Genomic DNA, 24233 nt, shown 5'->3' with positions numbered 1-24233 from the left:
GACTCCGGTAAGCGAGCTTGAGACGCTCGAGGGCTGGAGCAGCTGCGGTTCCTGGTCGCCGGTGTGCCGGTGGCAGTTGTGGATGTCGCGACCCCTTCCTTCGCACTCCGCGAACTCAACAACCCGGAGGACGTCGGGCCAATTGAGCAGGCTCTTATTGATTCAGGTCTCGAATGACCGCCCTCGACGCGCTGCCCGAACGCTATCGTGTGATCCTCTGCGACATCTGGGGCGTCATCCACGATGGAGTACGGCTTTACCCAGGGTCCGCGGATCGCCTCCGTCAATGGCGTGAGGAGGGCCGCAAGGTCATCCTGATCACCAATGCCCGCGGACGGCGGAGGCGGTGGAGCAGCAGCTCGACCGGATCGGACTTCCGCGCGACGCATGGAACGGCATATCGACGAGCGGAGAAGCGGGGATTGCGGCCCTTACTGCCAAAGGATCCCGGTCGGGTTTATTGGTACCGGGGCAGATCGCGAGATCCTCGAAGGGCGCGGTGTGTGGATCGCTGAAAATGGGGAATTTACAGAGTTCGCTTGCACAGGTCTCGACGACGAGCGCCGGACCGTCGGTGAGTATCTCATGGAGCTGGAAGATCTCGTCACACGCAATGTCCTGATGCACTGCCTGAACCCCGATCGGATCGTCGTTCGGGGCGGTGAAACGGAGCCTTGCGCAGGCGCCCTGGCCGACTTGTACATCGATCTCGGCGGTCGCGTGGAATGGTATGGCAAGCCATTTCCCGCCATTTACCGTCACGCGTTGAAGCTCGCCGGCAGCCCTTCGATCGAGGAGGTGATTGCCGTGGGAGATGCGCTCCAGACAGATATTCTGGGAGCGGCCAGGATGGGATTTGACGCCGTGTTCGTGGCGGGGGGATCCACGCTGGCGAGAGCTTCCCTGCAGAGTTCGCTGAAAGGAACGGCCTGGGCGACTGGCATCCGGTGGCGGTCGTCGACTCCCTTCGCTAAGGCCCAGCAATGCAATTCGTGCCGACTGCATAGAACAGCGACGTGAAGCCGACCGTCTTCATCCAGGCGAACGATCGCCAGCTGCTGGGCGCAAAGATTTCCGCGCACAGCTACAAGCGCAGCAGCAGGCGCCCGGACAGCTTCGACGTGAAGATCATGCGCGTGCAGGACTTTCCGCGATTGATGCAGCCCGGGCAGTCCATCCTTCGCGGCGGGCATGTCCGGCCATGGGATCCCGACGACCTGCAAAGCTTTACGCCGCTGCGCTTCGCTCCACCCAGCCTCATGAACTTCGAGGGTCGAGCGTTGGTCACCGACCCGGACTGCTTCGGCGTTGGAGATGTCGCGGACCTGCTGGAGCGTGACATGCGCGGGAAGGCGATCATGGCGGTCGCGCGCCCCGGTCATAACAAGCAGGCGGATTATATCGCTACGTCCGTCATGCTGCTCGACAACGCGAAGCTGCAGCATTGGAACTTCGACAACGATCTCGCCGACCTATTCGGTCACAGGTTCGATTACGTCGACTGGATCGAGCTGAAGCGTGAGGACCGTTCGACCGTTGGCTTCCTGGAGCCGCATTGGAACGACTTCGACCGGCTGACGAAGGACACTGGCATTCTTCACACCACCAAGCGTCGGACCCAGCCGTGGAAGACGGGACTTCCGGTCGACTACACGCTCCGCAAGCGCGGACCGTTCGATTTCCTGCGCCGCTGGGCCAATCGCCATTACGTATCGCACCCGGATCCGAAGCAGGAGGCTCTCGTCTATTCGGTGCTCGCGGACCTCGTCGATGAAGGTTCGGTCACCCGTGAAGAGCTGAAGTCTGAGATGGCGGCAAATCACGTGCGTCATGACTCGCTGCAGCTCGTCGAGCGCTATCGCGGCTGGAGCTTAGGGGACGCGCTGGCTTAGAAGTCGCTTTACGGCGTCGGCTGCCATTCGCACCGGATCCTCGATCGGATTGCAGAGCGGGCGATCGACCGTGCCGGCTAAGCCGAGACGATCGAGATTTGCCCAGAACTTGCGAATGTCGCGTCGGGAGATCGAGACGCCTTCGATGCCGAGCTTCTGGCGGCCTTCGCTGTCGAGCTCGACGGGTATCAGCCCCACCGGGTTCCCTGTCATCACCGCTTCGGAGATCATCGATACACTATCGGCGGTGACGAAGTTCTCATCCGCGTCGGCGAGAAGTATCGGATAGCGAACCTCTCGATCCAAAATCACGTGGCAAGCTACGCCAGAAGCTCGCACCGCTTCGAACGCAGACGCCGGAGTTCGCGGGCTTCCAATCACGATCAGGGTGCCGCCGGTCGATTTTGCCCGTTGCGCGAGCACCTTCAAGGAATTGACAAGCCGGTCCTCAGGCAGCCGCCAATACCGCGTCGGCCCGCCGAGTGCGGCTAGCAGGTGCGGACGCGGGAGCGAGTTCAAAAGCTTGCTCTCCGCGTCCGTCGGTTTCGGCGGTTTTCCATGCCGACCCAGGGCGATCGGAAGGACCAGGACATTCTCATCATGAGCAACGGGATATTGGGCAGTCGTAATGACCAGGTCGAACAGCCGATTTTCCGCCGTGGATTGCCGAGGCGGACGATTTTCGTGTGTTTGCCGCTGCGCTTTCTGATCCAACGCGACACCGCGACGCTTCGACGCCCGATTCCAATCACGAGATCGGGCCATGGCGGTTCAAACGAATGTCGCGCGCGCCTGGTCAACAAATGAGGGCGCTTGGGAAGAAGGTTGAGCAAGAGCGCCCAGCTTCTCCGATAGGAAAGCGTCCGGGTTTCGAACGGCAGGCCGAGGGCTTCGGCCAGGGCGAGCAGTTGGTTGTTGTCGCCCCGGCGCCAGCCGAGCAGCACCCAGATCCGCGGCGTCGGTTCCATCACGCCCTGACCCGGCGGTATTCTCGAAAGAGCTGGAAAACGAGGACGATGACGGTGGCCGCATTACCAATGACGAAGGCCAGGGCAGCTCCGATCACTCCAAAGCTCCATGAGAGTGGCGCGACCGTCACGAAGAAGAGGATCGTGCCGATCAGGCGCGCGGTGAGAGGCGCATCCGGCCGGTCGAGCGCGTAGAGCATCGACGGGAGTGGGAAGCTGATGATCGCCAGCAGTGGCGCGATAATGAGGACGAGGATAATCGGGTAGGCGCCGATGAACTCCTTGCCGAACAGCAGCGAGATTAACGGCTTTCCGACGACGAGGATAATGAGGACGCTGAGAATGCTGGCGAAAGCGGCCATGGCGGTACCGCGCAGCATCAGGTTCCACGGTTTCTTCGTCTTGAGGTCCATTCGCACCACTTCCGGGTAGAAGGCCTTGGACAAGAGGTCCGCCGGCTTCGCGGCGCTGTCGGTCAAGCTGGAAGCCACTCGGAACAGGCCAGCGCCCGTTGCACCTAAAAGGCCGCCAACCACCAATCGCGCTACCGGCCCCACGCAGTGACGAGGCTGGACGTTAGGTTGACGTGGATCGCGAAGCGCCAGGCCCGGGAAGCATCTCCGGCCGCAAGGTCGGCCGAATGCCCTCTAGCATCCCCCGCCGCCGAAGCTCCCGCCAGGCCAGGAACCACATGTAAAGATCGCCCCGAGCTCGGTAACGAACCAGATCGCGACATAGGTTTCGAAACCGCCATCCAAGGCGAAAGCAATGGCCGAAAGCACGGCGCGAACGATTGGATAGCCGCTGCCCTGCCAGCTGATCAGGTCGAAGCGGTCGAGTGCCCGCAGGACGCCGATCGGGGTCGCGGCGCCCATCGTCGGGAGCAACGTGCAATAAAGCATGGCAAGCCACAGAAATCGGTCGTCGATCCCGAACCATCGACCGATGAACGGCAGCAACATGACCGCGACGAGCATCCCGCCGAGGCCGCTCAAGACGTCGAGAGCGAAGGCGAAGCCGGTCGAGGCCTTAAACTCCTCATGTTCGCCGGTGACGAGAGCCTGCCCGCCGTAGCGGACGATCAGTTGCCACGATTGAAACTTGCTCAGCCCGCTCGCTGCCTTGGCATAGCTGGTGATGAGGATGAGCATGCCGAAAAGCTCGACGCCGAGCCCTCGCCCGGCAATGGCAAGCGTGGCGATTCCGGCGACGGCCGCCACCGCCTTCGACGCCGCCAGGTAGCCGCTATTCTTCAGCAGCGACCGGAAGTGGGCGTCTTTGAACCAGTGCCTCATTCGCCGGCTCGCCTAGACGAGCCGCCGGTGTCTGTCGTCAGCAATTTTCGGCGGTCAGGCCGGTTCTGGAACGCGCTGCTGAATCACCTTGTCCGCAAGCGGCCCGTTGAGCTCGGCCAGATGGTCGAACTCCGCCTCGTAGGTGGCAAGGCCTTGGCTCTGCGACCGAAGCTCTGCTTCCAGCCCGCCCAGCTCCGCCTCGGGCAACAGGGCCTCGACGCGGTCCCAGCCGGTCCAGCCATCACGCGGTCCCATGCCAAGCATCTGGCCGCGCCGTCCGGCGACCGCCGAGGTGATGCGGCTGGTGGCGCTCGACGGGCAGACGACGGTGATCTTGTGCATCGGCTCCAGCAGGTGGGGCGCAGCCGCTGACAGAGCCTCCTGCATCGCCAGCCTGCCCGCTAGCCGGAACGCGAGCTCCGAGCTGTCCACGCTATGATAGCTGCCATCGACCAGGGTCACTGCGACATCGACTACCTGGAAGCCGAGCGGTCCCTTTACCATGGCCTCGCGCACGCCGTCCTCGACTGCCGGGATCCACTGCTTCGGCACCGAGCCGCCATGGATCTTTTCTTCGAACTGAAAGCCGTCGCCGCGGCTGACTGGGCGAATTTCAATGATGACGTCGCCGAACTGGCCGTGACCACCTGACTGCTTCTTGTGACGGCCGTGCTGCCGGACGGGCTTCCGGACGGATTCCCGATAGCCGACGGCTGGCGGATGGCTCTTCACCTCGACTCCGTAGCGGCGCTTCAGCCGGCCGATCACGGTGCTGAGATGCTCGTCGTTGACGCCGCGAAGACGGATCTCGTGGTTCGCCTCGTCATGTTCGACGACCAGCCCGGCATCTTCCTCGACCAGCCGCTGGAGCGCTCCGGAGAGCTTCACGTCATCCTTGCGGTCGGCCGGTTCGATCGCGAAGGCGCAGTTTCGCGCCGGATATTCGATGTCGATGGCGGGCGGCAGCTTGCCCGAGCCGATCCATTCGCCACCCTTGACGCCGTCGACCTTGGCGATGGCGACAATGTCGCCGGGGTTCGCTTCGGTAATCTTCTGCGTCTTCTCACCCTGGACCTTGAACAGCGAGCCTGCGCGGGTGTGCTCGCCGCTTTGCGCTTTGAGGTCCGAGCCCTCGCGGATCTTGCCGCCGAGAACTCGGGCGAGTGCCAGACGCCCGATGGAACCATGCAGAACCTTGAACACGTACATCGACGGGTCCGCGACGGACAACCGCGTCGCCGATGACTGCGGTGCAGGAGCTTCGTGACGTAGGGCTTTCAACAGCCGCCTCACGCCCATGAGCTCGTGGCGCAGCCGAACAGAACCGACACGCCGATGTTCTCGCCGGTCTCGCGAGCGAGGTCCTTCAGCACCTTCTCGCGGCTCGGCGTCTCATCCATCAGCAATTGCTCGAGCAGCTCGTCGTCATGATCGGCGAGTTGTTCCAGCATGTGCGTCCGTGCTTCGATTTCACGCGATTGCAGGTCGGCGGGAATATCGATCCGCTCGCTTTCCTGCCCCGCGCGATACTTGAAGGCGTATTCGAGCGCGAGATCGACAAAGCCGCTGACCTTCTCGCCGTCCCAAATGGGAATCTGGCGAGCAATCAGCGGAGAGACACTCATCGGCTGGAGGGCTGTCAACAGATCGCGGATGCGACCATGGGCCTGGTCGATCCGGTTGACGTAAATGAGATGGGGAATGCCGAGCTCGTCGAGCATCCGAAGGGCAGGGGCCGCGAGAGGTGCGCGCGCCGGATCCGGATCGACGACGACGATCGCCAGGTCGGCAGCAGCGACCGCGCGAGCGCCATCGGCGGCGAAACCGATCGATCCCGGCACGTCGATCAGCGCATATTCGTCGTCGAGATATTTGAAGTTGTAGAGGTTGACCTCGGTTGAGCCGCCACGCTGGCGGGCTTCCGGGCTGCTATCGCCGATGCTGCTGCCGTTTGCAGTGGAGCCAAGCCGGTCGGTTGCTCCGGCTGCGAACAGCATGGCTTCCGCCAGGCTGGTCTTTCCCGCGCCGGCCGGTCCGACCAGCGCGATTGCTCGAGTGCCGTTGGCAGCAGTTCCAGGCATGCGACTCTCCCTTCGTCCGTTCCCGGGCGCGCGAGTCGCTTGAAGGCGCTCACGCGCTCTTCTGAAACAATCAGCGTCGGACTGTTTGCCGCCGTTGGCAAGGGGTCGGAAGAGATGCCGTCTCGATTCTGCGCCCGACAGATGTTTTCAGGGGTGGCGGGCTTCAGCGGTGAGGGCAGCCGGGCCAGCAGCAGGGCGGCGCTTCCCGTCGCGTAGGTTCTCCGTGCCCCACTTGATGCGCTTCAGCCGGGTCTCCTGCTTTTTTGCGGAGTCGACCCAGCAGATCCATTCGTTGCGAGCGAGGGGGTGATAACTTCCCAGGTTGCGAGCGCTGCGGGTTCGGCGACCAACGCATTTCTCAGGTCGCCCGGCAACTCATGAATCACGCCGCCGGGAAGATCTTTCTGTTCGGTCATCAGCACTCTCGATCTTGGCACGCGGATCGCACGCCGGGCTTGATACAAGGATTGGTGTTCGTCGCCTACGGTTCAGAATGCTTCGCCGAGCCCAAGATAGATTCCGCTGGCGTCCTTACCCAGACCGAAATCGAGCCGAACCTGCACGTCGTTGTCGTTGAACGGGCGATAACGGACCCCGATGCCGCCCGCGGGGAGCATATTACCTTTCCCGACGATATCGCCAGCCGACGGGGCGATCCCTCCCAACCCCGCGAAAGCGACGCCGCCCCAGCGACCGATGATGTGCTGCCGGAGCTCGACTTGAGCTGCCCAGCTTGCACGGTCGCGGTAGCGACCGCTTGGATATCCGCGAAGCGCGTTGTCCGATCCGAACATGCACAGGTCGTAATAGGGGACATGGCCGGACGTCGCACAGATCCGAACATTGGCAGCAACTACGGTGCCAGTTCCTAGAGGTTCGTAAGCGCTTCCCGATAAAGAGAGCTTGTTGTGCGCGAAGCTGTTGCCCAGCACCTTCGCTCCAAACAGCCATGACGAGCTCAGCAGCACGCCCCGGCGCGGCTGAGTCTGGCTGTCGCGCGCGTCGTAGGCGAACGAGGGGCCGAGCATTGAAAGGGTGCTGTTCAGTTCGTCTTGGGGCGGAGGCTGCGTCCGGCCCGGATCCTCGTTGGGCTCCGCATTCGTCGTCATGAGACGATACTGGAGGCCCCCATAGCCATGCGGAAATACTCGTATTTGCGCATGCAGCCGGGTTTCGAACGTCTTGTTTCGGAGCTCCAGAGACTCGCCTCGATCGCCATCGGATTCGCCGACGCCGAAATATCGCTGGATGGCATTCAGGTAGGTCGCGAGAGCGTTGAACCGGAAACGGTCCTGGTTCAGCGACATGCTGTGATAGGCGCCTAGGCCTTTCGTACCGCGATTGGTCCAGATTACGCCCCCGCCCGTGATCCATTGCTGGGGTCCGCCATTCGGGTTGTAGAAGACGACGACACCCCCTGCGAGGCCGGGGCCGCTTGACGGGCTTGAGAATGGGACAGGCGCGATAAGGACGTCGGCTTTACGCCGGTCCTTTCCCTTGCCGGCGGGCTCTTCCTGAGCTGCAGGGGACTTGGTCTCGGAGGGTCCCGGGGATCTGATGTCTTGCGCGCGCGCAGGAGTTCCAAAGGCCAGGAGCCAAACGGTCAGCACAAGGACCCAGGATTTCGGACTTGAGCAATTCACCGGTATCGGTTGTCGCTTCGCCGCTCGCCTGTACATCGGGTGCTACCCCGACATCGATAGAGCCATTTCCCGCGTTGAAAACTCTCGGTCCATGGGTATTGGAAACGGCATCCGCTCCTAGCTCAACCGGATAGAGCGTCGGGCTTCGAACCCGAAGGTTGGGGGTTCGAGCCCCTCGGAGCGGGCCATTTCTCAGGCGGCGGGCAGAAGCCTCTTCTCGCCGGCCAGACGGATCAGCGCCGACTGCAGCTTTTCGAAAGCGCGCACCTCGATCTGGCGAATGCGCTCGCGGCTGACGCCGTAGACCTGGCTCAGCTCTTCGAGCGTCTTCGGCTCGTCGGTCAGGCGGCGCTCGGTGAGAATGAACTTCTCACGCTCATTGAGCGTCTCCAGCGCGTCCATCAAAAGGTCGTGGCGGACGCGGCTTTCCTGGTCCTCGGCGATCCGCTCGTCCTGGAGCGGACCTTCGTCGACGAGGAAATCCTGCCACTGACCTTCGCCCTCGGTGCTCGCGAGCGGGCATTGAGGCTGGTGTCGCCGCCCATGCCCATACGGCGGTTCATCGAAACGACTTCTTCCTCGGTCACGCCGAGGTCCTTGGCGATCTTGGCGACGTCCGCTGGCTTGAGATCCCCCTCTTCGAACGCCTCGATCTGGTTCTTCATCCGGCGGAGATTGAAGAAGAGCTTCTTCTGGGCCGCCGTCGTGCCCATCTTCACGAGGCTCCACGAGCGCAGGATGAATTCCTGGATCGACGCGCGGATCCACCACATCGCATAAGTGGCGAGGCGGAAGCCCCGGTCGGGCTCGAACTTCTTTACGCCCTGCATCAGGCCGATATTGCCTTCGGAGATCAGCTCGCTGACCGGCAGGCCGTAGCCCCGATAGCCCATGGCGATCTTCGCAACGAGACGAAGGTGCGAGTTGACCAGCTTGGCGGCCGCGTCCGTGTCCCCATGCTCACGCCAGCGCTTGGCGAGCATGTATTCCTCTTCCGGGGCGAGGATCGGAAATTTCTTGATCTCGGACAGGTAGCGATTCAGCCCTGCCTCCCCGCCGCTTGCGGGGATCGAGACGACATTCTTTTGTGCCATGTGCTTCAAACGTCTCCCTGGGCCGGCTGCTTATTACGCTGCCTGGCACGTTAATTCCTATACCAAAAGGGCGGTGAACAGTTCCTGCATGTCCGCTGGCATGCCACTCGCGAACGATAAGCGGTTCTTCGTTACGGGGTGGACGAATCCAAGCTCCGCCGCGTGAAGCGCCTGACGATGAAAATTAAGCCTTTTCAACAGCTCGGAAGAACTCTTTGCCGAACGGCCGTAGACAGGATCGCCGAGCAAGGGATGCCCGAGCGAGGCCATGTGAACCCGGACCTGATGGGTTCGGCCCGTTTCCAGTCGGCACTCGACGAGTGCTGCATCGCGCAGGAATTCCAAGCGGCGCCAGTGCGTTACCGCTCTCTTGCCGCGACCACCTTCGACGATCGAGATCTTCTTGCGGTTGGTCGAAGACCGCGCGAGCGGGGCATCGACCGTGCCTTCTGAGGTCTTCGGTCTCCCCTTCACGATGGCCAGGTATCTCCGGTCGATCGAGTGGACGGCGAATTGCTTGGCCAAGCCCTCATGGGCCACGTCCGTCTTGGCAACCACCAGCAGTCCTGAAGTGTCCTTGTCGATCCGATGGACGATCCCCGGCCGGGCGACGCCGCCGATACCCGACAGGCTGCCGCCGCAATGGTGGAGCAGGGCATTCACCAAGGTCCCGTCCGGGTTACCCGCCGCCGGGTGAACGACGAGGCCCGCCGGCTTGTCGACGACCAGCAGATGCTCATCCTCGAAGACGATCCTCAGTGGAATGTCCTGAGGTACGTTGTGCGCCGGCGTCGGCTCGGGAACCGTGAGCTGGAAAGCCTCGTTCCCGCGGACCTTGGTCGCCGGATCGCGAACCGCCACCGAGGCCATCGACTGCAGCGATCCGCTGCGGATGAGCGCCTTTAGCCGTTCGCGAGATAAAGTCGGGAGCGCATCGGCAAGCGCGCGGTCCAGCCGCCATCCCGAATGGCTCGGCAGAAGCTCGACGCTGATGACCTGGTGGCCCCCACGTGTTGGATATGGGGATTCTTTTCGCCACTTCAATATTCGGCTCAGTCGCCCGTCGGTCCCAGATAATCGTCCCCGTAAATTGCCCGCCGGATGTCGCGGTGGAGAGACCGGTCGAACGGATCTTTCTGGACGAAGAACACCGCCGTCAGCTTGTTGGCGGGATCGACCCAGAACAGGGTTGACCAGGCGCCGTCCCAGAAGAACTCGCCGACGGCGCCGCGATTTTCCTGAGTGTCCTTTGGCTGTCCGGTGCGTACAGCGAAGTCGATGCCGAAGCCGCCGTTCCCCTTGTCCGGAAGCCACTGCCGGTCGGTCACCCGCGCATCGAGCTCGTTGGTCGCCATCATCCTTACCGTCGACGGCTTTAGGATGCGCACGCCGTCCAGGGTTCCGCCGTTCACCAGCATCCGAGCAAAACGCATGAAGTCGTCGACGGACGAAATCAGGCCGGCACCCCCCATGGTGAGCTTACGCTCCGGATTGAAGTTCATGTGGCGGAAGTCGGCCTCGGACTTTCTTTGCAGCGTTCCGTCGGGGCCCTTGGCATAGCCTGCGGCAAGGCGGGGCAGGATCGACTCCGGCTGCGTCCAGCCGGTTTCCTTCATCCCGAGCGGCTCGAAGATATGCTGCCGCACATACTCTTCATACGGCTGCCCGCTCAGCTTCTGGACGAGCAGGGCCTGGACATCGACGCCCGCGCTGTAACGCCATTTCGTCCCAGGTTCGTAGAGCAGAGGGACCGTGGCCAGGCGGCGCCCGAACTCCGGCAGATCATTCGCGAGGTTGAGCGGGTCGGCCTTCGCGAATGCCTCTTCGGGGTAGGTTGGGCCCGGTCCATAGCCGAAGCCTGCGGTGTGACGCACAATGTCGCGGATCAGGATCGGGCGGCGCGGGGCGACCAGGATTGGATTGCCGGCAGTGTCCTTGCCCACGAACACCTTGGCGTTGGCGAATTCCGGCAGGTACATGGACAAGGGATCGTCCAGGCCGAACTTGCCCTGTTCCCAAAGCTGCATGAACGCCACGCCGCTCACTGGCTTCGTCATAGAGAAGATCTGGACAAGCGTGTCACGGCTGAAGGGGCGTTTCGCCTCCCGGTCCGCATACCCAGCGGTACCGAAATATGCTTCCTTGCCATCCTTCCAGACCAGAGCCGATGCTCCAGCGGCGCGGCCGCTGCTGACCATGTCCTGCAGTGAGCGGTCGATGCGAGCCTTGTCGATCGTCACGGTCGACGTCGGCGGGGCAGAGATTGCGGAACTGAGTGTCAAAGTGGCGGCGACGGCCGCAAAGGCGAGGCTTCTCACGCGCGATTGTCTCCAACAGGCTGGATCGCCAACATGCTAGCCGCCGTTCTCCCGGATGCGCAAACTTGCACGAAGGTGAAGTCTGGTTCACTCACGCCGACCATGAAGGACGTCGATTTCGCCAGCCTCCTGTGTTCAAGGCTTTGCCACGACCTGATGTCGCCCGTGGGGCACTCAACAATGGTATCGAGCTGCTCGCTGACGAGCAGGATCCCGAGATGCGGGCGCAATGCCTGGAGCTCCTTGGCGACAGTGCCCGGGCTACCGCGAACAAGCTGAAGTTCTTTCGTCTCGCGTTTGGAGCCGGAGGGGGTTTGGCGAGCTAATCGACGCGAACGAGGCCAAGGTCGCCCTTCAGGGCATTTTTGGGGCCGAGCGAAGGATCGAGCTTGGCTGGATGGTTGCTCCCGAGAAGCTCTCGAAAGGCGCAATGAAGCTTCTCCTCAACCTCGCGCTCATCGCCGGAGACGCTCTGGTGCGCGGGGAAGGCTGGACGTGGGCGCCGAAACCACGGGTGCAGGACTGGAAATCGCGATCCGCGGTGAGGGCCCCGTGTCATGCTGGACGCGGGTCTCCGTGAAATCCTGACCAAAGGCGTTCCAAGTGGCGAGATCGAACCGCGTGCGGCGGGAGCTTGGCTGGCTTCCACCCTAGCGGAGGAATCCGGCGGGTCGATCCGGCTGTCGGAACCGGCGCCCGAGGTGCTCATGATCGGCGCCGTGGTTCCCCGGAACTAGGAAGCATCAGGGCTAACGGCGCATTAACTCCTGATCGTCATAAGCGGCCCGAGAGGGGCGGGACCGCGTTGCGATGGACGATCTGATTTCCGAATTCATTGCCGAATGCCGGGAAATGCTTGAGGCGCTGGGCGGAGAGATCGTCGCCTGGGAGGCCTCGCCTGACGATCGTGCGCGTCTCGATTCCATCTTTCGCTTCGTTCACACCGTCAAAGGCAATTGCGGCTTCTTCGACTTCCCGCGGCTCGAGGCGCTGAACCATGCCGCAGAGGATGCGCTTGCCGAAGTCCGAGCCGGCCGCCGTCACGCCGACCCTGCACTGGTCAGCGCGGTCTTGGCGATCATCGACAAGATTGCCGAAATGATCGCCACCCTGGACGCTGGTGAGAAGCTGCCGGAGGGTGACGACACGTCACTCATCCTCGCTCTTCAAGAGCGGGCCGAAGTCACGACTGCTCCAGTCGCTGCGACAGTTGCGGAGGCCCAGAGCAAGGCCTCAGCGCCGCGCACGATCCGGCTTTCGGTGGAGTTGCTTGATCGCCTAATGAGCGGTGTCTCCGACATGGTGCTCGCCCGCAATGAACTTGCACGCCGGCTGCGGGAAACCACTAGCGAAGTCGCTGTCGACGGAGCTTTCGAACGCCTGTCTTCGATCATCGCCGAGATGCGGGACGCTATCACCCGCACCCGTATGCAGCGGATCGAGAACCTGTTCGTGGCCTTGCCGCGCATGGTCCGCGACCTGTCGGCCGAACTCAACAAGCAGGTCTTGGTCGATATCGAGGGTGGTGACGTCGAGCTCGATCGCGAGATGATCGAGATGATCCGTGACCCGCTGACCCACATCATCCGCAACGCCGTGGATCACGGCATCGAAACACCTGCGGAACGCCTCAAGGCAGGCAAGCGGGAAATCGGCATCCTGTCGGTGTCTGCACGCCAGTCCGGAAACCAGATCCTCATCGACATCCAGGACGACGGCCGCGGGATCAATGGCAAGAAGCTCGTCGAGAAAGCAATCGCGGCAGGCGTCATCGAGAAGGCCGAAGCGGCCGATCTCAGCCATCGCGAACAGCTTTCTCTCATTTTCGAGGCGGGTCTTTCGACCGCCAAGCAAGTGACAGCGATCTCGGGGCGCGGCGTGGGCATGGACGTCGTCCGTTCGAACATCGAGCGCATTGGCGGCATCGTCGAAGTCGACAGCACCGTCGGGTGGGCACGCGCATGACTTTGCGCGTCCCATTGACGCTCACGATCATCCCGGCCCTCACGGTGTCCGTCGCCGGTCAGAACTTCGCGATTCCGCGCTCGGCAATCGACGAAATCGTCCGCGCGAATGGCGAAAGCGTCGTCCTCGAGAAGCTTGGCGGGGCAGGGGTCGCCACCATCCGCGGACGCCGCGTGCCGGAGATCGCCCTCTCCGATGTCCTCGGCCTCGAAAGCGATATCCCGAGCATGAGCGCTCGCTCGTCGTGCTCCGGCCGGCCGGCGCCGACGTCTATGCCTTGGCCGTCGATCGCATCCACGATCATGAAGAGCTGGTCGTGAAGCCTGCCGCTCCTGCAGTGATGGCGACTGGCCTCTACGCCGGCACAACCCTTGCGGATGACGGTAGCCCCATTCTTCTCTTCGACCCTGCCGGCATCGCCCAGGTGGGGGCGTGAAACTCGAAGTCCACGACCGTGCCGCGCGTATCGTCGAGGCTCCGGCCGCGCCGATCGACGCGGAAACGCCTGTTCTCCTCTTCCGCGGGCTCGATGGAGGCCGTCGAGCCATGCGCCTCGCGGTTGTCGACCGGATCGAGGAAGTGCCCGCCAGCGCCATTCGGCCCGGAGCCGGGGAATTGCGAGTGCAGCTCGGCGAGACGATCCTTCCGCTGTCGGGCGTGAACGGCGAACTGCCAAGCGAGAAGGTCCGCCTCTTCCGCTTGAACGACGGCTCGCGCGAGATCGGCTACGCCTTCCAGGAGGTCATCGATCTGTCGGTGGTCGGCAATGACGTCATACAGGCTGCATCGCCGGGCGAGGTATCCGGTGTCACCCTTGTGTCCGGCGAGCCGGCAGAGTTGATCGACCCGCACTGGCTATTCGCCAACATCGCCGCATCCGCAGTCCAGCCATCCGAACAGCTCGTCTGCCGGCTGCCCTCGGACGATCCCTGGATGCAGAACATGCTTCGTCCGATCGTTGAAGCCGCCGGCTACCGTGTGGTTTCCGAGCTCGACGAGGTCGAAGCGCACCTCGCGATCCTAGCCGACGCTTCTGAGGCAGGCTCCGCGGCTCGCACAATCCGCCTTCGTGCCGAACCCGAGCCGGCATCGTCGAAGGACGAAACCATTTATCGCTACGACCGCGCGGCGCTTCTGATGGCGCTGAAATCGGCCGGCGCAGGGAAACGCTGATGTCGGAGCTTCTGCTGATCGTGACCATCGCTGGCGAACGCGTCGCTCTTCCTGCGGCCTCCGTCGAGTCCGTGGTGGAGCTGGACACGTTGATCCCCGTCCCCCGGGCCGCGCCGCATGTCGCAGGTCTTTCGGCGCTTCGAAGCCGAGTGTTGACGGTGATCGACTGCATGCGCTCGCTGGAACTGGGCCATACCGACTGCTCGGACGGCATTCGCGAAGCGGCGGTCGTCGAGCTCGACGGCCATCATTACGCGCTCATAGTCGATCTCGTCGAAGACGTGGTCGAGGCGCTCTCTGAGCCGGTGGCTGTTCGAGCAGCCATGGGAGCCGGCTGGGAGCGCGTGTCACAGGGAATGGTCGATACCGAAGAAGGGCCGAGGTTGCTGATCGACATCGCCGCACTGGTCGGCGGCGCCGAGCGGCAAGCTGCTTAAGCTCTTCGTTACCGTTAGCGTTTAAGTCATCTCGCGAAAGCCGCAGTGGGAAGTGTTTGTTGTATGAAGAGCTGTTTGATCGTCGATGACTCGAAGGTCATTCGCAAAGTCGCAAGGCACATTCTCGAAACCCTGAATTTCGAGGTTGATGAGGCTGGCGACGGACGCGAAGCCCTTTCTCGCTGCGAAGAGAAGATGCCGGACGTGGTCTTGCTCGACTGGAACATGCCGGTGATGAGCGGAATGGAGTTCCTGCGCCTGCTTCGCCAGCGCGGGCACGACGACCAGCCCAAGGTCGTCTTCTGCACGACCGAGAACGACATGGCGCACATCCGTGCTGCCCTGGAAGCCGGCGCAGACGAATATGTGATGAAGCCCTTCGACCGAGAGACGCTGCACATCAAGCTTCAGCTCGTCGGCGTAGCCTAAGGCCCGCACCGTGGAGCGGGCGGTCGCCAGTTCGCGGGATCGTCAGCAGGTCCCGCCAGTCAGGAAGCGCCGGATCCGCCTGATGATCGTGGACGACAGCATGGTCGCACGGTCGGTGTTGTCCCGTATGGTCGAAAGCGACGGCTCGTTCGAGCTCGCGGCGGTGGCTGGAACCGCGGAAGACGCGATCGATGCGCTGCAAGCCGTCCGCGTCGACACCATTCTCCTCGATCTGGAAATGCCCGGGGCAGGCGGATTGCGCTCGATCCCACGCATTCTCGACAACGCCAGCGGCGCGCACATTATGATCGTATCCTCGATGGCCGAAGAGGGCGCCGAGGAGACGGTCGCAGCACTCGCGCTTGGAGCAGCCGACGCACTTCCGAAGCCGGGAACCGGCCGATTCAATGGGCGCTTTTCGGAAGTCCTGATCTCGCGGCTGAAGGCACTCGGCTATGCAGACGACCAGCGGCGGTCCGTCGCTCCAGTTAGCAAGATCGTTCACGCGCCGCTCCGTGCAATGTCGAACGATCCGATCGAAGTGCTCGCCATTGGTGCCTCGACCGGCGGCATTCACGCACTCAACAGCTTCTTTGAGACTCTGCCGCGGCGGATCGGCATTCCGATTTTGGTCACGCAGCATCTTCCGGCGCCCTTCATGCCGGTATTTGCTCGCCAGCTCGGCATCGCCGCAAAGCGCGAAACGCTGGTTGCGGAAGACGGCATGGCTCTTCTTCCCGATCGCGTTCTGATCGCGCCGGGTGATGCCCACTTGCTGGTCGAGCAAGGGCTGGATGGACCAGTCGCTCATCTGGATCGAAGCGCATCGTCCACCGGGTGCATGCCCTCCCTGGATCCAATGTTTGAATCGATCAGCACTTACTTCGGGAACGGCGCCGCCGGTGTGGTGCTGACGGGCATGGGCCGCGATGGGGCGCTTGGAGCGGCCAAGTTGGTCGCGGCCGGCGGCTCGGTTCTCGCCCAGGACGAGGCTAGTTGCGCCGTCTGGGGCATGCCGCGCGCCATCCTCGAGGCCGGCCTCGCGTGCGCCATCATGCCACCGGATAAGCTTGCTCGCCGTGTTGCGTCGCGTGTGGGAGACAGTGCTTGCAGATAAGCGATAGTTCCAGCCGGATCCTTGCCGGCTTGCTGGAGGCGCGTACCGGCCAACAGCTCACCATGAGCCGTCGCTGGCGGATCGAGACGGCGCTCTCCGCATTGCTTCGAGAGCGCAGCATCGCGACACTCGACGAACTCATCACGATCCTGGTCATGGGCAAGGAGCCCGGCCTGTCGAGCCAAGTGGTCGAGGCGCTTCTGAACAACGAGACCTATTTCTTCCGCGACCGGACGCCCTTCGACACGCTCGCCAGGCACGCATTGCCGGCGCTCGCGGCAAAGCGTGCATCGAAGAAGAGGCTGCGGATCTGGTCGGCGGGCTGTTCCACTGGGCAGGAAGCCTATTCACTGGCGATGATGTTCGCCGACGAGGCCGACAAATGGCGCGGCTGGACCGTAGATATTCTCGGCACGGACGTTTCGAGTTGCGTCATCGATCGCGCTCGCGCTGGGGTTTATTCGCAGTTCGAGGTGCAGCGCGGTCTCGCGATCACCCAGACCGTGCGCTGGTTTGAGGAAGGCGGCGATGGCTGGCGGATCATCGAGCCGCTTCGCCGGAACGTTAGGTTCCAGGTGCACAACCTGCTCGACCTGCCGCCCCAGCCGGCGGGAGGGTTCGACATCATCCTCTGCCGCAATGTCCTGCTCTATCTCTGCTCGGAGAAGAAGGCCCAGGCATTCGATCGACTGTCGTCCGCGATGGCCGAGGACGGCTGGCTGATGCTGGGCGCTGGCGAAACGGTCATCGGCCAGACGAAGAAGTTGGTTTCCGACACCAAGGTGCGCGGTCTCTATCGGCTGGACCATCGCAAGAACGACGATCGCCGAATGGCCGCGCAAGCCTGAAGGGCTTGACCTAGCCCCCAATGCTGTGCGCCTTTGCGTGGATGGACCTCGACATGATCGACAGGCCGTCGCCGAACTTCGACGACCGCATGATGCCGGTCTCGATGATCGTTCTCCATTACACCGGAATGCCGGACGCCGAAGGCGCTCTGAACCGCCTGACCTCTCCGGAGGCCAAGGTCTCCTGTCACTACCTGATCGACGAAGATGGGGTCATCTATCGCCTGGTCGATGAGGAGAAACGCGCCTGGCACGCCGGCAAGTCCCGCTGGCGCGGCATTTCCGACGTGAACAGCGCGAGCGTGGGCATCGAGCTGGTCAATCCGGGCCACGAATTCGGGTACCGCAACTTTCCGGATGAGCAGATGGCGTCGCTCATTCCATTGCTCGCCGACATCAAGGATCGCCACGGCATCGGGCGCGGCAACATCGTCGGTCATTCCGATGTTGCTCCCGCCCGGAAGGAAGACCCGGGCGAGCTATTTCCGTGGGAGGCACTCGCACGGTATCGCCTGGCCTTGCCGAGCCCGACCCGCGACCTGATCGATCCCTTCTGGACCGACGCCGCCTTCCTCCTCGCGCTTGAGCGGTTCGGCTACGACGTCACGGACGAGCAGAAGGCGGTGATCGCATTCCAGCGGCGTTACCGGCCGGACTTGATCGACGGGATCGTCGACGGCGAATGCCGCGCGAAACTCCTGTCGTTGCTGCTGCCGAGGCCGCAGTGACGAACCTCCGTCAGAGTTTTGAGCTATGATCCTTGCGTTACTTTCAGCTGCTCTCCTCGCGCAGGCCGCCGCAGGTCCGACTGCTTTTGCGTCCGCGGATGATGTGACCGCACAGGTCGAAGCGATGCGCACGTCGATGACAGCGGACCAGGGCTTCATGTGGAAGCCGTTGGTACGGAACGGCGAAGTCGTCGCCGCTCTCGAATATTGGCGAAAGCCGGCAAAGCCTGCGGTTCACCCCGACCAGGCGGAGTATTTCACGGTCGTTGCCGGGAGCGGAACCATGATCTCCGGCGGACGGCTTGTCGATCCGGTCACGACCAACCCGACCTTGCTCGAGGGGAGCGAAATCGAGGGAGGAGAGACGCGGGCGCTGAAACCTGGCGACGTCGTACTAATCCCTGCGGGCACGCCGCATTGGTTCGGGATTACCGGCGAACGCCTGGTCCTCCTCGGAACGAAGATCCCCAATCGGCGACTGACTCGAACAAATAGCCGCTTGGCACTATATGCAGCCCTGCCAGAGGCCGGGCGGCCGCGGCTTGCGCAAGCAAGGCGAGGAAAGTCCGGGCTCCACGGAACAACGGTGCCGGGTAACGCCCGGCGGGTCCTGCTTCGGCAAGGCTCAGGGAAAGTGCCACAGAAAGGATACCGCTCGCTCTCGGGCGGGTAAGGTCGAAAGGGTGCGGCAAGAGCGCACCGCGGGGCGGCAACGTCACCGGCACGGAAAACCCCACCGGGTGCAAGACCGAATAGGGCGGCATATGAGCTTGTTTCGGCTCGTCGCCCGGGTTGGTTGCTTGAGGGGCGGAGTAATCCGCCTCCTAGAGGAATGGCCGCACAGGCGCAGCAATGCGCTGGACAGAACCCGGCTTACAGGCCCTCTGGCAATACTGTTTCCCTGCGCAGGCAGGGGGCCAGTGCTTCTTTTTGGAAAAGCGACTGGGCTCCTGCCTTCGCAGGGGCGCGTTCAGCGTTTATCGGGGTCGGAATGGTAGGTCAGAAGAGATCGAACGACTGGGGATTTCCACGCTGGCGCGCGTACGGCGCCACCGCACGGGGCGCGACGAAGGTTCGGCTCTGCGACCGCGAGGGCTGTAACGAGGCCGGCGATCGGCCGGCGCCCAAGGCGCCCAACAGCAAGGACCGCTGGTATTTCTGCGAGCCCCACGCAGCCGAATATAACAAGAACTGGAACTACTTTGCCGGCCTCAGCCCGGAAGAGGCTGCTCGACGCGCGAAGGAAGAGGAGTCCGGCGCATCCGCCTTCCGCCAGTCCGCTCAATGGCAGTGGGCCGGCCCGGGCGATGGCACGCGCAGCCGGGACGAGATGCGTGCGCTTGATGTTCTGGAGCTCGACCCAGATGCCGAGTTCAAGGATGTGAAATCCGCCTATCGTCGGCTGGCGAAGGAGCATCATCCGGACACGAACGCGGGGAATAGGGAGGCCGCCGACAAGTTTCAAAAGGTCCAGGCGGCCTACGAGGTTCTCCGCAAGGCGGAAGAGCGGAAGACCGGGAAAGCCGCCTAGCGGCTGACCATGAAGGTCGCGGCGCTCTGTGCGATCGGATGCGCCGGGTCGCCGCCATGGGCGACGCCACGCACGAAGGCGACTTGCCGCGTCACCTTCACGCACTCGCAGCGGGCGAAGACGGTCTCGCCCTTGAGCGCCGGCCGCATATAATCGAGGCGAAGGTCGAGCGTGACGATGGGCACGAAGCGGCCAAGTTTCATCCACACCGAACCGCCGCTAGCCGTATCGATCAGGCTGACGATCGCACCGGAAGCGAGCACGCCCGTCTCCGGAACGCCGACAAGCTCTTCCCGCCAGGGCAGCGCGAGCTCCAGCCAGTCCGGACCAGAGTCCTGATAGTCGATTTCCAACGCGCTTCCGTGTCCGACCTTGCGGGCCAGCTCCACAAAGCGGCGCGGATCGAACTGGGCCGCCGCTTCGGCCGAATCCGCCTTGCTCATGCCGCCAGCCGCTGAGCGGTTTCGCGGACTAGCGCGATCATGTTGGGCACGCCTTGCGTCCGGCTGGCGCTGAGATGCTTGCTGAGTTCGAATGGGGCGAGGGCTTGCGCGACATCCATGCTGGCGACGTCCTCGGCCGACTTGTCCTGAACGGCGGACAGGACGAGCGCGACGATTCCCTTGGTGATGGCAGCGTTGCTGTCCGCGAGGAAGTGCAGTCGTCCATCTGCCGTCGTTGGGTAGACCCAGACGCTCGCCGAGCAGCCGCGGACTTTGGTCGCGTCTGTCTTCAGGGCGTCGGGCATATGCTCCAGCTTGCGGCCGAGGTCGATCAGCAGCCGGTAGCGATCCTCGCCATCGAGCAGCTCATATTCGTCAAGAATTTCCTGAATCGGCGGGAGGTCCGTCACGGTCGTCGCCTAGCAGGCGACGGAAACGCATTCTACCACTACCGGTTACGAAGGTCCTCGATCTCTCGCGAGAGGCTGTTTTCCTTCTCAACGGTAATCCGTTCGAGCACCTTGATGCGCTCCTTCAGTTCCGAAACCTCGTCCCGAAGCCGAGCGTTCTCCCGGCTTTCCTCGGCGGGCTCCTGGCCGCGGCCGTCACCGTTCTCCATCCGGCGCTTCAGCAAGGCGAAGAGGAAGACCATCGCGATGATGATGAGAACAAACTCGAAGGGGTTGTTCATCGAACTTTCTCTCCAATCTCCGGACGCGGCGCATCACGCAGGGCCTCGATCTGGGCAGCCGTCTCAACGCCCCGGTCGGTCACAATCTGCTCTAGCACGCGAAGACGCGCCTCGATGCGCTCGACGTGTGCGGCATATTGGGCGCTCTTCTCCGCAGCAAGGCTTGTCTGCGCCTCGATCTGCTTTTCCTTGACCCGAATCCACATCTTGAAAGGCGCGATTCCGATCGCGGCGAGAGGGATGAGAACCCAGATCCAGCTGGCGATGCTGTTCATCAGGCGTTTCCGCCTTTGTCGATCGCGAGAGCATCGATTTCGCGAGCGAGTCTGTGCGGTTGGTCGGTGACGATCCGTTCGACCGTCTCTAGGCGGTCCTTGATGGCGCTCAGTTCTGCGCGGAGTTGTGCGTTCTCACTCGTCAGTAGCTTGATCCGCTCGCCGTTCTCGCGGCTGTTGGATGGGTGGAGCGGCGTGCCCCACGACGTTTCGAGCGGATAGCCGTTCTTGATCCTGAGCCAGGTCGTGAAGACCCATCCGGCCACGGCGACGGTCACGATGACAGCGATCATCGGGAACAGGTTCGACAAAAGTGACAAAATCTCTGCGTCCATTGTCATATTCCCCTTAGTTACCGAACCTGTTCGGATTCACGGTCGAGCGCGTCGCGTTCCACCAAGGCGTCGATCTGGTCGGCGGTTTGGATACCGCGATCCGTTACGATCCGCTCCAGGATGGCGACGCGCGCCTCCAGCCGCTTCTTCTCGGCAGTTTCACGGGCCACGTCGTCGAGCGCTTTGCGGTCGGTGATCCGTAGCTCCAGATACTTGAAGCACATCCACATGATTGCGACGCCGCCAGCAATGCCCGCAATCGGAATGAGCACCGCAAGGTTCATGAAATCCTCCAACCCCTGATGACGACTAGCGAAGCTGCTCGATTTCCCGAGCAAGCGAACGGTTTTCGGTCGTGACGTAACTTTCGACGTCGGCAAGCCGGCGATCGATGTCCTTCAACCGCAGGCGGATATCTCGCGCGGTGCGGGCGGGTGACCGCCGAACCGACTGCCAGAATTCGCGCTCCTGGACATCCGTGCCTTCGAGCTCCCTCGGCTGTTCGGGGACCAACCAACCGGCAATGAAATAAACCGGCAGGATCGACCCGCTGCTGAGAAAGACGGCGGCGATCATCGTGATCCGGACCAGGCTGATGTCGAAGCCGGTATAGTCGGCGATGCCGGCGCAAATGCCCATGACTTTGCCGTTGCGCTTGTCCCGGTAGAACCGGGTCCGGCTGGGAGGCTGGTACGCCACGTTCATTCTCCTGTCCGGGCGCGGCTGCGACCACGGTTGCGGACCTGGCTAAGCTCGTCAGCGATGCGGTCGGTTGCGTCCGGCAGGCACTGCTGCTTCCAGTTCGGGTTCTCGGCAGTCATGATCCGTTCGATCGAGCACAGCCTGTCGTCCAGGCGGCGTGCGAGATCGTAAAGTTCATCCAGCAACTTCTCATCGGCACCGGTAATCGTCGCGGCCGTTTTCCACTTCGTGATGTAGTGGAACAGGATCCACGGGAGCCCGATGAACAGGATCGTGCATATGACGATCGGACCAATCACACCTTCCATTCTCTAATCCCCTTTGCGCTTCAGCGCCGCCTTCATGGCTTCCAGTTCTGCGTCGACCTGTTCGGACGCACGCAATTCGGCAATCTCTTCCTCGAGGCTCTTCGGCCCGGTCATGCCGAGCGCATCGGCACGACCCTCCGCGAAGTCGGCCCGGCGTTCCAGCACCTCGAACTTCGAGAAGGCATCTTCCGTCCGTCCGCCGTGCATGATCTCACGGGCCTTGGCACGCGTGACCGCACTCTCGAGGCGAGCCGCAATAGCATTTTGCCGGGCACGCGCCTCGCGCAATTTGCCCTGCAGCTTGGCGATATCCGCTTCGTAGGTCTTGAGGGTCTCGTCGATCTGATCGATCTCGGCACGAAGTCCGCCGGCCATGTCGGCAGCCTTCTGGCGCTCGATCAGCGCAGCCTTGGCAAGGTCCTCGCGGTCCTTGCTCAGTGCAAGCTCGGCCTTCTCGGTCCAGCTCGATTGAAGCTCCTCAAGGCGCTTCAGCGCCCGGCGCATTTCCTTGCCATCGGCAATGGAGCGCGCGGCACTGGCGCGGACTTCCACCAACGTTTCTTCCATTTCGAGGATGATCATGCGGATCATCTTCGCCGGGTCTTCGGACCGGTCGAGAAGCTCCGTCATGTTCGCCGCGAAGATATCCCTCGTGCGAGAGAATATACCCATTTCAAACTCCGCAATCGTAATCAGGCCTGTATGGCCAAAAGATATACAAGGATCGTGCCAGAATGCGCGAAATGGCTGAAGAATAGAAAAACTGCAGAAATTCGCCAATATCTCAACTGAAATATCTTGCCAACTGATGGGGCGAGACACCAATTATCAGCGCGATGGAGCGGACAAATCAGTTCGTCGGGCAGAGCCTGGCCTTTCTCGATGCTGTCGAGCGGGCGAGCCGTGCGGCGCCCCTTAATCGCCCGGTCCTGGTCATTGGCGAGCGCGGCACAGGCAAGGAGTTGATCGCCGAACGTCTTCACCACTTGTCGTCGCGCTGGGCGGGCCCCTGGTAGTGATGAACTGCGCGGCGCTTCCCGAGACGCTGATCGAAGCCGAATTGTTCGGGCACGAGGCCGGCAGCTTCACCGGCGCGTCGAAGACTCGCCACGGACGGTTCGAAGAGGCGGACGGCGGAACGCTCTTCCTCGACGAACTCGGAACCTTGTCGATGCCTGCACAGGACCGCCTGCTGCGCGCGGTGGAGTACGGCGAGATTACCCGCATAGGAGCGTCCAAACCGATTTCGGTCGATGTCCGGATCGTCGCAGCGACCAACGAAAACCTTCCGCTCCAGGTCGACAAAGGTCATTTTCGGGCTGACTTGCTTGATCGCTTGTCGTTCGAGGTGGTGACCCTCCCGCCGCTGCGCGCACGGACGGGAGATATATCGCTGCTGGCGGATCATTTTGGTCGGCGGATGGCGGTGGAGCTGGAGTGGCCCAACTGGCCGGGCTTTTCTCCCCGGGCCGTCGCGGAGCTCGAAGCCTATAATTGGCCGGGAAACGTCCGCGAGCTCAGGAATGTGGTGGAGCGCGCGGTCTATCGTTGGGAGGATCCCGAGCGGGACATCGACGCCATACAGTTCGATCCATTCCATTCTCCGTGGGCACCGGCGATCGGGCAGGTCACCCACCCGTCGCATACGGACGCCAAAGTTTCGGAGGAGCCAGTTCCGAGCGCGGAAAGTCCGTCGTCGGCACCTCCGCCAGCATCGACCAGTGACTTCCGGGCCGCGGTGTCAGACTACGAGCGTGCCCTCCTGCAGAACGCGCTTGCCGCCAATCGCTTCAACCAGCGTGCGACGGCCGCCGCCCTCAATCTGAGCTACGACCAGCTTCGCCACGCCCTGAAACGCCACAAGCTGCTGGAAACCGACGGCGCCTGATCCCGACCGTTTGTCGAATTTGCAGTGAATGCGGGCGCAAAGAGGCGTATTCTGCCTCGGCAAGGTGAGGAG

At 62.7% G+C, this 24233-nt stretch carries 30 protein-coding genes, 1 tRNA gene, 1 other RNA gene and 6 pseudogenes; 17 read left to right on the top strand and 21 right to left on the bottom strand.

Features of this window, described 5'->3' with window-relative positions; genetic code table 11:
* Positions 1-173 precede the first annotated feature (173 nt).
* From H9L15_RS20415 to H9L15_RS11465, 3 genes and pseudogenes are all read left to right on the top strand, one after another.
* A pseudogene (locus tag H9L15_RS20415) lies at positions 174-284 on the top strand (hypothetical protein); the annotation flags it as partial.
* Positions 285-387: 103 nt separating this feature from the next.
* On the top strand, positions 388-1020 hold the full coding sequence (locus tag H9L15_RS11470) for a TIGR01459 family HAD-type hydrolase (RefSeq protein ID WP_223276195.1): 633 nt from the start codon (positions 388-390) through the stop codon (positions 1018-1020).
* On the top strand, positions 1017-1892 hold the full coding sequence (locus tag H9L15_RS11465; protein ID WP_187714162.1) for a hypothetical protein: 876 nt from the start codon (positions 1017-1019) through the stop codon (positions 1890-1892). The genes H9L15_RS11470 and H9L15_RS11465 overlap by 4 nt, the downstream gene beginning before the upstream one ends.
* On the opposite strand, the gene H9L15_RS17750 is transcribed toward H9L15_RS11465, so the two are convergent.
* The 8 genes from H9L15_RS17750 to H9L15_RS11430 form a co-directional block, all read right to left on the bottom strand.
* Positions 1872-2480 (bottom strand): ELM1/GtrOC1 family putative glycosyltransferase, encoded by a 609-nt coding sequence (locus tag H9L15_RS17750; RefSeq protein ID WP_398286941.1) that lies wholly within the window; start codon positions 2478-2480, stop codon positions 1872-1874. The genes H9L15_RS11465 and H9L15_RS17750 overlap by 21 nt on opposite strands.
* A complete protein-coding gene (locus H9L15_RS20410; protein ID WP_187714161.1) occupies positions 2408-2860 on the bottom strand; it encodes an ELM1/GtrOC1 family putative glycosyltransferase in 453 nt (150 codons plus the stop codon). The genes H9L15_RS17750 and H9L15_RS20410 overlap by 73 nt, the downstream gene beginning before the upstream one ends.
* Positions 2860-3339, bottom strand: coding sequence for a lipopolysaccharide biosynthesis protein (locus tag H9L15_RS11450; RefSeq protein ID WP_187714160.1), 480 nt, complete (start codon positions 3337-3339; stop codon positions 2860-2862). The genes H9L15_RS20410 and H9L15_RS11450 overlap by 1 nt, the downstream gene beginning before the upstream one ends.
* A 168-nt stretch (positions 3340-3507) precedes the next feature.
* A complete protein-coding gene (locus H9L15_RS11445; RefSeq protein WP_187714159.1) occupies positions 3508-4155 on the bottom strand; it encodes a lipopolysaccharide biosynthesis protein in 648 nt (215 codons plus the stop codon).
* 54 nt (positions 4156-4209) lie between these two features.
* Positions 4210-5454, bottom strand: a complete 1245-nt coding sequence (locus tag H9L15_RS17745) for an elongation factor G (RefSeq protein WP_223276194.1) — start codon at positions 5452-5454, stop codon at positions 4210-4212.
* Positions 5445-6236, bottom strand: coding sequence for a GTP-binding protein (locus H9L15_RS17740; protein WP_223276193.1), 792 nt, complete (start codon positions 6234-6236; stop codon positions 5445-5447). Before H9L15_RS17740 ends, H9L15_RS17745 begins: the two co-directional genes overlap by 10 nt.
* Positions 6237-6383: 147 nt before the next feature.
* The gene (locus tag H9L15_RS17735) at positions 6384-6521 is read right to left on the bottom strand and encodes a YdeI/OmpD-associated family protein (protein WP_262984980.1); all 138 of its coding nucleotides are present in this window, start codon (positions 6519-6521) and stop codon (positions 6384-6386) included.
* Positions 6522-6724: 203 nt separating this feature from the next.
* Positions 6725-7543: a BamA/TamA family outer membrane protein gene (locus H9L15_RS11430; protein WP_223276191.1), complete on the bottom strand. Its 819-nt coding sequence runs from the start codon at positions 7541-7543 to the stop codon at positions 6725-6727.
* A 447-nt stretch (positions 7544-7990) separates the two neighbouring features.
* Here H9L15_RS11430 and H9L15_RS11425 point away from each other — a divergent pair.
* A tRNA-Arg gene (locus H9L15_RS11425) sits at positions 7991-8067 on the top strand.
* Positions 8068-8071: 4 nt separating this feature from the next.
* On the opposite strand, the pseudogene rpoH reads toward H9L15_RS11425, so the two are convergent.
* From rpoH to H9L15_RS11410, 3 genes and pseudogenes are all read right to left on the bottom strand, one after another.
* A pseudogene (gene rpoH, locus H9L15_RS11420) lies at positions 8072-8973 on the bottom strand (RNA polymerase sigma factor RpoH).
* A 57-nt stretch (positions 8974-9030) separates the two neighbouring features.
* Entirely contained in the window at positions 9031-9966 is a 936-nt protein-coding gene (locus H9L15_RS11415; protein WP_187715887.1) for an RluA family pseudouridine synthase, read from the bottom strand.
* A 59-nt stretch (positions 9967-10025) separates the two neighbouring features.
* Entirely contained in the window at positions 10026-11291 is a 1266-nt protein-coding gene (locus tag H9L15_RS11410) for a serine hydrolase domain-containing protein (protein ID WP_187714157.1), read from the bottom strand.
* Positions 11292-11393: 102 nt separating this feature from the next.
* On the opposite strand from H9L15_RS11410, the pseudogene H9L15_RS11405 reads away from it, so the two are divergent.
* The 12 genes and pseudogenes from H9L15_RS11405 to H9L15_RS11360 all read left to right on the top strand — a co-directional run bounded on the left by H9L15_RS11405 (position 11394) and on the right by H9L15_RS11360 (position 19519).
* Positions 11394-12028, top strand: a pseudogene (locus tag H9L15_RS11405) (histidine phosphotransferase family protein).
* A 73-nt stretch (positions 12029-12101) separates the two neighbouring features.
* On the top strand, positions 12102-13256 hold the full coding sequence (locus tag H9L15_RS19765; RefSeq protein ID WP_317617506.1) for a chemotaxis protein CheA: 1155 nt from the start codon (positions 12102-12104) through the stop codon (positions 13254-13256).
* Positions 13253-13692 (top strand): annotated as a pseudogene (locus H9L15_RS19760) (chemotaxis protein CheW). Before H9L15_RS19765 ends, H9L15_RS19760 begins: the two are co-directional and overlap by 4 nt.
* Positions 13689-14429, top strand: coding sequence for a hypothetical protein (locus H9L15_RS19755; protein WP_317617505.1), 741 nt, complete (start codon positions 13689-13691; stop codon positions 14427-14429). Before H9L15_RS19760 ends, H9L15_RS19755 begins: the two are co-directional and overlap by 4 nt.
* On the top strand, positions 14429-14866 hold the full coding sequence (locus tag H9L15_RS11395; protein ID WP_187714156.1) for a chemotaxis protein CheW: 438 nt from the start codon (positions 14429-14431) through the stop codon (positions 14864-14866). The genes H9L15_RS19755 and H9L15_RS11395 overlap by 1 nt, the downstream gene beginning before the upstream one ends.
* Positions 14867-14929: 63 nt before the next feature.
* Positions 14930-15295, top strand: a complete 366-nt coding sequence (locus H9L15_RS11390) for a response regulator (protein WP_187714155.1) — start codon at positions 14930-14932, stop codon at positions 15293-15295.
* Between the two features lie 10 nt (positions 15296-15305).
* Entirely contained in the window at positions 15306-16412 is a 1107-nt protein-coding gene (gene cheB, locus H9L15_RS11385; protein WP_223276190.1) for a chemotaxis-specific protein-glutamate methyltransferase CheB, read from the top strand.
* Complete coding sequence (locus H9L15_RS11380; protein ID WP_223276189.1) at positions 16403-17260, top strand: CheR family methyltransferase; 858 nt, start codon at positions 16403-16405, stop codon at positions 17258-17260. Before cheB ends, H9L15_RS11380 begins: the two co-directional genes overlap by 10 nt.
* Before the next feature lie 20 nt (positions 17261-17280).
* Positions 17281-17988, top strand: a complete 708-nt coding sequence (locus H9L15_RS11375) for an N-acetylmuramoyl-L-alanine amidase (protein ID WP_223276188.1) — start codon at positions 17281-17283, stop codon at positions 17986-17988.
* A 25-nt stretch (positions 17989-18013) separates the two neighbouring features.
* Positions 18014-18403 (top strand): annotated as a pseudogene (locus tag H9L15_RS19750) (cupin domain-containing protein); the annotation flags it as partial.
* Between the two features lie 105 nt (positions 18404-18508).
* An RNA gene (gene rnpB, locus H9L15_RS11365) (RNase P RNA component class A) lies at positions 18509-18880 on the top strand.
* 99 nt (positions 18881-18979) lie between these two features.
* Positions 18980-19519: a J domain-containing protein gene (locus H9L15_RS11360; RefSeq protein WP_187714154.1), complete on the top strand. Its 540-nt coding sequence runs from the start codon at positions 18980-18982 to the stop codon at positions 19517-19519.
* On the opposite strand, the gene H9L15_RS11355 is transcribed toward H9L15_RS11360, so the two are convergent.
* From H9L15_RS11355 to H9L15_RS17730, 10 genes are read right to left on the bottom strand one after another with little or no spacing between them, the layout of a single operon-like run.
* Positions 19516-19962, bottom strand: a complete 447-nt coding sequence (locus H9L15_RS11355; protein WP_187714153.1) for a PaaI family thioesterase — start codon at positions 19960-19962, stop codon at positions 19516-19518. The two genes, H9L15_RS11360 and H9L15_RS11355, sit on opposite strands and share 4 nt — an antisense overlap.
* Positions 19959-20372: a SufE family protein gene (locus H9L15_RS11350; RefSeq protein WP_187714152.1), complete on the bottom strand. Its 414-nt coding sequence runs from the start codon at positions 20370-20372 to the stop codon at positions 19959-19961. Before H9L15_RS11350 ends, H9L15_RS11355 begins: the two co-directional genes overlap by 4 nt.
* Positions 20373-20410: 38 nt before the next feature.
* A complete protein-coding gene (locus H9L15_RS11345) occupies positions 20411-20653 on the bottom strand; it encodes a hypothetical protein (RefSeq protein WP_187714151.1) in 243 nt (80 codons plus the stop codon).
* A complete protein-coding gene (locus H9L15_RS11340) occupies positions 20650-20928 on the bottom strand; it encodes a hypothetical protein (protein ID WP_187714150.1) in 279 nt (92 codons plus the stop codon). Before H9L15_RS11340 ends, H9L15_RS11345 begins: the two co-directional genes overlap by 4 nt.
* Positions 20928-21263, bottom strand: coding sequence for a hypothetical protein (locus H9L15_RS11335; RefSeq protein WP_187714149.1), 336 nt, complete (start codon positions 21261-21263; stop codon positions 20928-20930). Before H9L15_RS11335 ends, H9L15_RS11340 begins: the two co-directional genes overlap by 1 nt.
* 17 nt (positions 21264-21280) lie before the next feature.
* Entirely contained in the window at positions 21281-21547 is a 267-nt protein-coding gene (locus H9L15_RS11330; RefSeq protein ID WP_187714148.1) for a hypothetical protein, read from the bottom strand.
* Positions 21548-21572: 25 nt separating this feature from the next.
* On the bottom strand, positions 21573-21962 hold the full coding sequence (gene pspC / locus H9L15_RS11325) for an envelope stress response membrane protein PspC (RefSeq protein WP_223276186.1): 390 nt from the start codon (positions 21960-21962) through the stop codon (positions 21573-21575).
* 2 nt (positions 21963-21964) lie between these two features.
* Positions 21965-22273 (bottom strand): envelope stress response membrane protein PspB, encoded by a 309-nt coding sequence (pspB, locus tag H9L15_RS11320; RefSeq protein ID WP_187714146.1) that lies wholly within the window; start codon positions 22271-22273, stop codon positions 21965-21967.
* A gap of 3 nt (positions 22274-22276) precedes the next feature.
* Positions 22277-22945 carry a phage shock protein PspA gene (gene pspA / locus H9L15_RS11315; protein WP_187714145.1) on the bottom strand — a complete coding sequence of 223 codons (669 nt, stop codon included), beginning with the start codon at positions 22943-22945 and terminating at the stop codon, positions 22277-22279.
* A gap of 20 nt (positions 22946-22965) precedes the next feature.
* Entirely contained in the window at positions 22966-23256 is a 291-nt protein-coding gene (locus tag H9L15_RS17730; RefSeq protein ID WP_223276727.1) for a hypothetical protein, read from the bottom strand.
* Here H9L15_RS17730 and pspF point away from each other — a divergent pair.
* Positions 23143-24161: pseudogene (pspF, locus tag H9L15_RS11310) on the top strand (phage shock protein operon transcriptional activator). The gene H9L15_RS17730 and the pseudogene pspF sit on opposite strands and share 114 nt — an antisense overlap.
* Positions 24162-24233: the final 72 nt, after the last annotated feature.

Source organism: Sphingomonas daechungensis (assembly GCF_014489495.1).
Lineage (GTDB): Bacteria > Pseudomonadota > Alphaproteobacteria > Sphingomonadales > Sphingomonadaceae > Sphingomicrobium > Sphingomicrobium daechungense.
Note: the sequence above shows the minus strand (reverse complement) of the source record. Positions and strands in the feature narration are given on the sequence as shown.

What these genes read in the sequence shown, in the direction of transcription:
- H9L15_RS11470 (WP_223276195.1), top strand. Translation starts at nt 388, where the DNA reads ATGGAACGGCATATCGACGAGCGGAGAAGCGGGGATTGCGGCCCTTAC.
- H9L15_RS20410 (WP_187714161.1), bottom strand. Translation starts at nt 2,860, where the DNA reads ATGGAACCGACGCCGCGGATCTGGGTGCTGCTCGGCTGGCGCCGGGGC.
- H9L15_RS11445 (WP_187714159.1), bottom strand. Translation starts at nt 4,155, where the DNA reads ATGAGGCACTGGTTCAAAGACGCCCACTTCCGGTCGCTGCTGAAGAAT.
- H9L15_RS17745 (WP_223276194.1), bottom strand. Translation starts at nt 5,454, where the DNA reads ATGGGCGTGAGGCGGCTGTTGAAAGCCCTACGTCACGAAGCTCCTGCA.
- H9L15_RS17740 (WP_223276193.1), bottom strand. Translation starts at nt 6,236, where the DNA reads ATGCCTGGAACTGCTGCCAACGGCACTCGAGCAATCGCGCTGGTCGGA.
- H9L15_RS11430 (WP_223276191.1), bottom strand. Translation starts at nt 7,543, where the DNA reads ATGTCGCTGAACCAGGACCGTTTCCGGTTCAACGCTCTCGCGACCTAC.
- H9L15_RS19765 (WP_317617506.1), top strand. Translation starts at nt 12,102, where the DNA reads ATGGACGATCTGATTTCCGAATTCATTGCCGAATGCCGGGAAATGCTT.
- H9L15_RS11395 (WP_187714156.1), top strand. Translation starts at nt 14,429, where the DNA reads ATGTCGGAGCTTCTGCTGATCGTGACCATCGCTGGCGAACGCGTCGCT.
- H9L15_RS11390 (WP_187714155.1), top strand. Translation starts at nt 14,930, where the DNA reads ATGAAGAGCTGTTTGATCGTCGATGACTCGAAGGTCATTCGCAAAGTC.
- H9L15_RS11375 (WP_223276188.1), top strand. Translation starts at nt 17,281, where the DNA reads ATGCTGTGCGCCTTTGCGTGGATGGACCTCGACATGATCGACAGGCCG.
- H9L15_RS11360 (WP_187714154.1), top strand. Translation starts at nt 18,980, where the DNA reads ATGGTAGGTCAGAAGAGATCGAACGACTGGGGATTTCCACGCTGGCGC.
- H9L15_RS11355 (WP_187714153.1), bottom strand. Translation starts at nt 19,962, where the DNA reads ATGAGCAAGGCGGATTCGGCCGAAGCGGCGGCCCAGTTCGATCCGCGC.
- H9L15_RS11345 (WP_187714151.1), bottom strand. Translation starts at nt 20,653, where the DNA reads ATGAACAACCCCTTCGAGTTTGTTCTCATCATCATCGCGATGGTCTTC.
- H9L15_RS11340 (WP_187714150.1), bottom strand. Translation starts at nt 20,928, where the DNA reads ATGAACAGCATCGCCAGCTGGATCTGGGTTCTCATCCCTCTCGCCGCG.
- H9L15_RS11335 (WP_187714149.1), bottom strand. Translation starts at nt 21,263, where the DNA reads ATGGACGCAGAGATTTTGTCACTTTTGTCGAACCTGTTCCCGATGATC.
- H9L15_RS11330 (WP_187714148.1), bottom strand. Translation starts at nt 21,547, where the DNA reads ATGAACCTTGCGGTGCTCATTCCGATTGCGGGCATTGCTGGCGGCGTC.
- pspB (WP_187714146.1), bottom strand. Translation starts at nt 22,273, where the DNA reads ATGGAAGGTGTGATTGGTCCGATCGTCATATGCACGATCCTGTTCATC.
- pspA (WP_187714145.1), bottom strand. Translation starts at nt 22,945, where the DNA reads ATGGGTATATTCTCTCGCACGAGGGATATCTTCGCGGCGAACATGACG.